This window comes from Pseudomonas cichorii, from assembly GCF_003700275.1.
Classification (GTDB): domain Bacteria; phylum Pseudomonadota; class Gammaproteobacteria; order Pseudomonadales; family Pseudomonadaceae; genus Aquipseudomonas; species Aquipseudomonas cichorii_B.
This window is the reverse complement of sequence record NZ_RBRE01000006.1, coordinates 1-9,255: the sequence shown is the minus strand read 5'-3', so window position 1 is coordinate 9,255 and position 9,255 is coordinate 1. Positions and strand designations below refer to the sequence as shown.

4 protein-coding genes are annotated in these 9,255 nt (G+C 50.8%); 1 reads left to right on the top strand and 3 read right to left on the bottom strand.

Features of this window, described 5'->3' with window-relative positions:
• Window positions 1-109 precede the first annotated feature (109 nt).
• The 3 genes from ALQ04_RS01675 to ALQ04_RS01665 all read right to left on the bottom strand — a co-directional run bounded on the left by ALQ04_RS01675 (window position 110) and on the right by ALQ04_RS01665 (window position 8,405).
• Window positions 110-3,415 (bottom strand): hypothetical protein, encoded by a 3,306-nt coding sequence (locus tag ALQ04_RS01675; protein ID WP_147466545.1) that lies wholly within the window; start codon window positions 3,413-3,415, stop codon window positions 110-112.
• 75 nt (window positions 3,416-3,490) lie between these two features.
• Entirely contained in the window at window positions 3,491-5,875 is a 2,385-nt protein-coding gene (locus tag ALQ04_RS01670) for a hypothetical protein (protein WP_122314051.1), read from the bottom strand.
• 148 nt (window positions 5,876-6,023) lie between these two features.
• On the bottom strand, window positions 6,024-8,405 hold the full coding sequence (locus ALQ04_RS01665; protein ID WP_122314049.1) for a hypothetical protein: 2,382 nt from the start codon (window positions 8,403-8,405) through the stop codon (window positions 6,024-6,026).
• Window positions 8,406-8,680: 275 nt separating this feature from the next.
• Here ALQ04_RS01665 and ALQ04_RS01660 point away from each other — a divergent pair, with 275 nt between their 5' ends.
• On the top strand, window positions 8,681-9,181 hold the full coding sequence (locus tag ALQ04_RS01660; RefSeq protein ID WP_122314048.1) for a hypothetical protein: 501 nt from the start codon (window positions 8,681-8,683) through the stop codon (window positions 9,179-9,181).
• Window positions 9,182-9,255 lie beyond the last annotated feature (74 nt).

Sequence of the window (9,255 nt, the reverse complement as noted above, 5' to 3'; positions counted from 1 at the left end):
AGTTGAAGGCATTGGAATGGGTTGTGGGGGTGGGCATGGAGAGCTCTCCAGAGAGCGGGCTGATAAACCCGCGGTTTATCAGCCCTTTAAATAGTGTCGAAGAACGAAGTCAGTTATTGGCAACAATGATCAATTCATTACGATCGTTAGCGGACTTGAACCGTACGGAAACGTTGTGCAGGTTTCCGTATTCATCGATCAGTTTCAGTTTCATCGGCTGGTCGAAATCACTGTCGTTGTTGAACGTGAAATCCGAACGCCGGTGCAGGCTGATCAAGAGCACTCCCGCAGATGCTTCATTGCCATCTTTCACGTCCAGGCTGGGGCGTGATTCAGTTGGAATGCTCTGCATCAGCAATGGCTCGAACATTAGTGTTCTGCTGCCGGGTAGCGCATAGCCGGTATAGCTGCCCATTTCCTCTGCGTATTGACGGCTTTCCCATTGAACCATGCTGGAGGGACCATCAAACTCGACGGAAAGGAACTTGATATATTGGGAGCCCTGTTTGAGCCTCAGATAGTAATAATCGATCGTATCGAGTGCGTAATCATTGTTCTCCTCGCCTTCCACTCGCTGATGCGTAAACTCGTAGCTGTCGCTGGAATAAGTGGGGGGACGTTGTGGGGTGACTTTCAGGATGTTGTCCTTTTCTTCGGAACCGCCATTTTCGGTCGAGTTGAACTCGACCTGATCGGCACGTGTCAAGGCCACGGCTACTCTCAGCGGCGTCATGCTGCGAGTCTGGATGAAGAGGTATTTTCCGCTGCCATCGAGCGTCAGTGGTTCGTTGTTTCTGGAGCCATCAGCGGGATAGTACTGGTAAGGGTTCTTGGCTTCATTGACGCCCCATTTCTTCGCTTCCGGCGCATCGGCAGGGATGCCTTCATCGCCAGCATAGGGCAGGTCATCACCGGTATCCGCGACGATCAGGCGCATGCTGTTCAGCTCGGATGGCGTAAGAAAGACCTCGGCACCGGTTTCGTCAAAGGTCTTGACGGCCACTCGCACCCTGACTTGCTCCAGGCCGTTGGCGAACAGCGTTGCAGAACCTGACACTTCCTTGATGGTGAAATCCGCCACTCGCTCCCATTTCGCACGTGGGGCGATTTCCGATAGGTGCACGACGCCATAGCCCGATAACGTACCGACACCGTCGAAATAGCTACCCTGAATGACGGTATAGGGCATGGTGATCTTGTCCGGTGCCTTGAAGTTACCCAAGGCGTCAATGCTGCCCTCACCGGAAGCAATGCTCCATTGCTGGGAGCGAGCATCACGAAGTTGTCCGGGTAATGACATGTGCAAGGAGGCGGACGGTGCCAGCCCCGGGTGAAAGGCCGGTTTGACGTCCATGGGCATGACGCCGTTGATGATCAGCACTGTGCCCGGGCAGCGTGCCTGGGTACTACTCTCAATCGCTTCGATGGTCACCGGCAGGAACTTGCCCGTCGGCGCGGTGGTTGGGGGGCTGTAAGTCGCTTCCTGGCCTTTGCCCACAAGAGTCCCTTTTTCTGCCGACAGGGGAGCCCAACTCACCGGATTGCCGCTGAGGGTCGATACCTTGAACGCGACATCGCGCGGGGTGCGCAGGTCTATGGCGTGCAGAGCCGGCGTCATTGCCATGGCACTGGAGACAATGACCACCAGAGCAGAAGCAGTGCGTGTTTCCTGGGTCTGCGGGTCGGTGAAAGTGGCAGTCACCACATTGCGAGCGGTCTTGTCTTCCAGTTGTCCCACCAGCGGAGCGGTATAGAGCCCGCCGCTACTGATTGCTCCCTGAGAACGCGACCCATCGATATCACGAACACTCCAGGTAATATTGGCAGCACGGGCCCGATAGCGCAGTTCGGCTATTTCAAATTGCAGGTTGTCACCGGTCTTTACAGTGGTGTAGAGCGGCTTGAGGCTGAACGAAGTCAGGGCCGGGTCGACTTCCCCGAACATGACCAGATCTCCGGGCAAGTACACTTCCTTCAGGATCAGGGCGTTGTGTTCCGGGAATAGCAGATGGTTGATGCCGAAGAAGTTGATTTCGGGAAGCACGATGGAGTCGAAGAGGTCTGAAACTTCCTTGAGGGTTCGCGTCATGACTTCGGAGATTCTAATGCGCAGTTGTTCATGGCGTGTGGCAGGGACTCCAATTTTTGAATTGTAACTAGAGAGGGGCGACCGTACAAAATTAATAGTGTTGCTGCTGGCATCCAGTACATTATCGAAAATAACCGACATTGCGTATTCAAAAGTGACGATGGCGTCTTGATGTGTGTCCCACCATCCCGCCCTGTCATCCCAGAAGTGAAAAACTTCACTACTGTTCCCTACCCATTTCAACTCAAGGCGAAAATCAGGCCTGATGAGAAGCGATACCCTATTCATAAAGGTAAAGCGAAGATCATTTTTTATGAAATGGAGGTGATTGGTAGCGTATTCGTACTGGATATCGAGCGGCTCCACCTGATGCTCTCCCGCTACGGCAATCAGTTTATAATCATCTACCTGATTATCATCGTCCTTGATTTCAAAGTTCAGCCCTCTACCAATATGGCTTTTTATATACGGCATAATGAACCAGTACATGACGGCTTGGCGGGAAATGAGCAACGAACCGGAATATTTGGAACGATCTTCTCCTGATACCTTGTCATCAGGAATCAGATACGGAAATTCACTTTCATCTGCTGGTAACGTCCCGTCGTAAAAATTATTCTTGGTGCGAACGAAGAGCACCACTGCGCCATCGCCATAGCTGTCTGACTTGAGATTTTTACCTTCAGGGGCTGCCTGGGTCAGAATATAAAAGTCCTTCGGGGCCAGCAGATCGTTAGCATTGAAATCCAGCATGCCCAGTGAGTAAATCTGTTGTTGGGCTGGCAATGCATCGAACCGGGCTTTGAAGAACTCGCCTATTAATGTTGGGCTGATCCCCATGCCAATAAGGTTGGTGGTAAAGTCAGTGGCTTTCGAGATGTCCAGAATAACTTCGGAGTTCTTGTTGATGCCGCCCACTACTTTGCGCAACTCAATATCGGCGTCCAGTCGATAACCATGCTGTTCGGAAATATTGAAACTGGAAAGCACCCGCGTAGGCGAGCCGGGCGCACTGCTGTAATGCGTTACCGTGCCGCCGACGATTTCCATATTCAAGCGTGCTCTGGAGTCCAGCAGTGAAGCATTCTCGAAAGAGAGGCGAGGGGCACTCAGAATGATGCCGCTCAGTTCAAGTGTTTCATCGCCTTCCAGTTGCACAGTGCCGCGGATGGCTGGCAGAAAACTGTCGGTGCTGAACCGGCTGATATGCTGCTGCGCGAGTAAATGATTAACCTTGGTACGGTTGAAAGACACTATAGCCCCCCAGCCTCGGGTATTGGCTTTGCCTTTAAGTTTCTGTAAAAGCGAATCCCTTGAATTTGCCATGTGGCACCTCGATTGACTTCCTGTCTCAGGCCGCAGCTGTTTTAAATAGGTAGCTGCAGCCCTGTATGTTGCAGGTTACTGGAATGCTCTTGCCATATCGGGATATTGAGACAAGGGCAGGGGCAGTACGGTGTACCCGTAAGAAGTGCTTACGGGCCCGCCCTCATACTCTTCTCGCGGGTAGGCGCAAGTCACTATGGCGAACCCTGTCAGTTGCTCCTGCGGCTCGGTATACATGCCTTTGGCATCCACTGAGCCTGTACCTGACAGCAGTGTCCAGACCAGCAGTTCTGAGGGGATCGGTCTAGGTCCGTCGTCATATTCCTTCATGAACCGCAGTTGGGCCTTTCCGTTTGCTGCGTCGGTCAGATCCACTTCCACCTGCCCGCCGAGTATCTTGTTGATGATCAACACGTCGGCATGGCCCATATTGCCTTGATCGTCCGTGACTTGAATTTCGTCGAGGATGAACATGCCTGTCGGCTGTTGTGCGGGGGCTGTATAAGTGGAACTCAAGCCTGTTGTGGGTTCCAGCTTGCCGCCCAGGGCAGGGTTTTTGAGTGTCCATTTCAGTGGTCTGTCATCAACTGTGCCAGCGGTGAACTGGAGAGTGCTACTGGGGCCTGCGACCGAAAAAATCGGATTGAGGGAAACGGTCTGGCTGACAATTGATACAAGGGTTGAGGACGAAGCGGCAAGCCCCCGTGCGGTGGTGCCGCTGGCGGTAATAATTGCCTGTTGGGCGTCATGACCCTGAAGCTCAGCCAGTGTTGGGGCGGTGTATACGCCCTTGTCGGTTATGGTGCCGACCGGAAGTGTATCTCCTGGCAAGCCTTTGACACTCCAGCTCACTGTAGCTGCGGGTTCGACAGTGAAGGTTTTGCTACCGCCCGGATTCAGGATGGCTTTATCGGGAGTTATCACGAAGCTGGTCAGAGACGGATCGACATTGCCGAAGACTGCCAGGTCGCCGGGGACATGGGCGTCTGTGAGGACCATTGAGTTATTGTCTGGGAATAACAGGTTTCTCAGCAGGAAAGTGTCTATATTAGGAAGAGTGATGTGATTGGTGAACTCGAAAAGATTGAGTTTGAGGACGTCTCGCAAGTCATTTTCAAAGCGAAATTGATTTTGATAGTAATGATTTACCGGTGTATGAATTTCAATCTGATTATCGTTGATGGCGACTTGCTCAAATTCAATGAGTCCATTTTCGGGATCTACATGGAGCGCTGAGGTTACATTCAAGTTGACTCGGAACTCCAGAGGGTCACTTGAGTAAAAGTCTTCTTCTTCGCCTCTTGTGTTGTGGTAGTCTATGATGTTGGTTAGGGTTTTTCCTGTCCACATGAAATCGATCGTGTTATTGCTTGCCTTGAAAAGTGCGCCCTCCAAATTAAGTGTAAGCAGAGGGCAGGTAGCGGTGACGATGAAATCGCCGAAAAATCCACTTGATACAAATTTGTATTCTGGTTGTGTTACCGCGCCTTGCGTATATTCCAGATAGACATGTCCCGGGTTTCCGTCACCGTCTGTAGGCGTTCTGAGGGTCAGGGTTTTTCCGGGCAGCACGCTAATCAGGTGATTGAGAAGAAGTTTGCCGAACAAAGTTCTATTTGAAAGCAGTACGGCACTTGAATATTTGGTCCCGTTTTCATCATTGGGAATTAAATATTTGAAATCGCTATTCTTTGTCGGAGCGCCACCGTCAGTTCCGCCTTTCAGTGTTACTAGCAAAACCACCGCACCGTCGCCATAGTTGGGTGCTGCGCGGTTTGTTGCGCTTGGCGCTGCCTGGGTGCGGATGATGAAATTTTTCGGCGTGAGCGTAGAGTCAGCGCTCTTGTTCAGGGAGCCCAATGTATAAACCTGTAGCTCCGGTTTTTCCTGAAAGCGTTCAAGGAAAAACTCCTGAGCATTGATGATGCTGACCTTGTCCGAAAAAAGATCGGTATTAAAGTCGGTCATTTTCTTTAAATCAATCTGCACAACGCCCGCATCGGAAACTTCACCGGGCGCGTCCAGCAGGTCCACATCCATCCATAAGGTTGGCCCTGCCGCTCCGTTGGGTCGCATGATCGAATGAATACCCTTATAGCCACCCACCGGCTCGCTTTTCAGGATGGCCAGCCCGGCGGTAATCGCCTGGCTCACCCGGGCTTTGGAATGTTCGATATCAGCGTTTTCAAATGACAGCACGGGCAGGCCCAGTTGAATGCCGAAGAAATTCAGTTTTGAGCCTTCTGGTCCTGTTATCTGGCCGTCTATGGGGGTCATATAGTTTTCGGCGGTCAGTTTTTTTATATATTGCTGCATCAGGAGTGCATTAGCCCGGCCACGGTTATAAACCACAATGGCATCCCAGCCCAGGGTCTTGGGGTTTTGCTGTAGCCAGGTCAGTAATGCATCTCGTGAATCACCGCTTGCAGTTGTTACGGGTGTATCGTTTGAAAAAGTCATGATGTTTCCAGCGATGGAGGGTATCTTTATGCAGTTGATTAAGAATGAATGCTGCCTGTGATGCCGCTGTGATATATAATTGCTTGATAGGAACTGGATCTATAAAGTTTATGAGTGAAGTTGTGCGCAACGCTCTTCTATTAATTATTTACTGAAATGCAGTTGTCAGTTCGGGATACTGCGATAAAGGCAGCGGCAGTACGGTGTACCCATAATCGGTGATTGTCGGCTCATCGCCAGCGCGTGTATGGGTAAATGCGCAAGTAATGATGGCAAATCCCGGCAGTTGTTGCTGCGGCTCGCTGTAGATGCCTTCAGCATTCACCCAGCCAGCACCGGCGAGTAGTGTCCAGACCAGAAACTTTGATGGAACGGGTGCAGGATTGCCGTCATAGTCCTTGACGAACTGCAGTTGCGCCTTGCCGTTTGCGGCGTCGGTCAGATCCACTTCTACCTGACCGCCAAGCACCTTGTTGATCACCAGCACTTCGGCCTGGCCCATATTGCCCTGGTCGTCCGTGACTTGAATGACCTCCCGAGTGAACATGCCTGTGGTTTGCAGTTCAGGAGCGGTATAGGTCGTACTCGAACCGGTTGTCGGTTCCAGCTTGCCGTTTTGGCCAGGGTCCTTCATCGCCCATTGCAAGGTTCTGCCATCAATGGTTCCGGCCGTAAACTTGAGGCTGGTACCGGGACCGGCAATCGAAAAGATCGGATTGAGGGAAATGGTCTGACTGACAATCGAAACCAGGGTCGAAGACGAGGTAGCTAACCCGCGTGAGGTGGTACCGGTGGCGGTAATGATCACCTGCTGGGAGTCATGACCAAGAAGCTCGTCTGCAGTCAGCGCGGTGTACACGCCTTCATTGGTAATGGAGCCGACCGGAAGGCTGTTACCCGGCAAGCCTTTTACGCTCCAGGTCACCGTAGCGGCGGGTTCTACGGTAAATGCCCGAGTGCTGCCCGGATTGAGTATGGCTCGCTCGGGCTCTATCACGAAGCTGGTCAGGGTAGGGGCGACATTACCGAAAACCGCCAGATCTCCGGGGACGTGGGCGTCTGTCAGCACCATCAGATTATTATCGGGGAACAGCAGGTTTCTCAGGAGGAAGGTGTCGATGTCGGGGAGGGTAATATTCCTGGTAAATGCAAAAAGCTTGTCTTTGACTATTTGTACTAAGCTACCTTCAAAAAGTTCCATGCCGTAAGGGTAATGTGCATACTCCATATCGATTTCAATTTGTGCACTGATAATGTCTTCCTGTTCAAAGTGAATGATGCCACTTTCAGGGTCTATCATGAGATTTGAAAATACATTAAAGTTTACTTTCATTTCTACTGTTTCATCCGAGTGTGTGTCGCTCAAGTCGCCTCGGGTGTTGTGATAGTGCATATTGATAATGAAAGATTTGTTCATCCACTTGAAGCATATTGTGTTGTTGGAGGCCTGAAGCTGTGCGCCCTTTAAAGGTATGGTGATTAAAGGTGAGCTGGCGGTAACAATGTAGTTGTGGTAGACGCCGCTGTTGACGTATTTGTAGTCGGATTTTGTAATTGCGCCATCTGTATATTCCAGGTATATGTGGCCTGCGACACCATGCTCATTTGTAAGCGTTTTGGGGGTCAAGGTTGTTCCGGGAAGTAATGTGTGCAGGCTGTTAAGGAATAGCCTGGCAAACAAGACTTTATTTGAAAGCAGTACGGCACTTGAGTATTTGCTCCCGTTGTCATCATTGGGAATCAAGTATTTGAAATCCGTATCTTTTGTGGGCGCTCCACCGTCTTTTCCGTCTTTCAGAGTCACCAGTACCACCACGGCCCCGTCACCATAGTTGGGCGCTGCCCGGTTCTGGGCGCCCGGAGCAGGTTGGGTGCGGACAATGAAATTTTGTGGTGCAAGCATGGAGTCAGCACTGTTATTCAGCACACCCAAGGTATAAACCTGCAGTTCCGGTTTTTCCTTGAAGCGCTCAAGAAAGAATTCCTGAGCATTGATGGTACTGATCTGGTCCGAGAAAAGATCGGTGTCGAATCCGCTCATTCTCGTGAGGTCGAGTTGTACGACTCCGGCATCGGAAGCGCTACCTGGCGCGTCCCGCAGGTCAACGTCCATCCATAGGAACGGGCCTACTGCGCCATTGGGCCGCATGATTGAATGCACGCCTTTATAACCGCCTGTTGGTTCGGTCCTCAGGATAGCCAGCCCGGCAGTAATCGCTTGAGTTACCCGGGCGTTGGAGTGTTCGAGGTCAGCATTTTCAAATGAAAGTACCGGGAGACCCAATTGAATGCCGAAGAAGGTCAGCTTGGAGTTTTTTGGCCCCTCTATATAGCCGTCTATGGGAGTCAAATAGTTTTCGGCGGTGAGTTTGTTTATATATTGCTGTATGAGCAGTGCATTGACCCGACTGCGGTTATAAACCACAATCGCGTCCCAGCCGAGAGTCTTGGGGTTTTCCTGAAGCCACCTTAACAGCGTGTCTCGTGAATCACCCCCTACCATTGATTGTATATCTGTTGAAAGCGTCATGATCTTCTCCCGGTGATGAGGGATATCTTTATATCTTTAAGTACTGACAGGCGTTATTGTCATACAAGGATATCCACTGTGAGTGCATGCAGCACATGGGTGAAAATCTCTACGCTCTACCGATATTTGTCTACTGATAAAAATGCCAGTTGCCAGCCATGCTGTGACTGCTAGCATGAGTTGAAACACTCTGTTGTTCTGCTGGCAAACTTTATGTGTCTGCGATTTGCAGTTATAAAAAGTGTTGCCCCAATTTTATAACTGGAGTTATTATCATGGTGCGGTATATTCCCGGATTCTTGCCATTCTCCTTGGCCATGGCTGTCTGTTTATCTTTGATAGCCTGTATGCCATTCATGGCGGTACAGGCTGCTGATGGAGATTTGATAATTCTCAATAAAAAGGAGGCGAACGATTATCCTGTTAATTGCGGTATTCCTTTTGTCACCTCCGTGATCAATTTTCAGAACAATTCGTTGGGGTGTAAAAATGATGATGCTTATGCTTTCAGGCTGGAGAATGTGCCTTCTGCGACGTTCTTTTCATTTTATGACTCTCCAGATTGCACGGATAAAGGCGGCTTTTCCTACCGTTTCAAAACCATCAAGCAGCCCACCAATATGACCGTCGGTATGGATATTGAAGAGGCCGGTAAAAAAACCGAGGGCTCGGTTGTTGTGCCAGGCGTGATGTTGATATCCAGCAGTACGACGGGGCAGGTGGGTGGAAAGCTGTCGTGCGTCAGGATCGAGCGCTCTGCTGTTCCCAGTCCTTGATTACCCTTCCTGATACTTGCCTATTGGAGGGCTCTCCATGCCCACCCCTACCGTCCATTCCAATGCCTTCAACT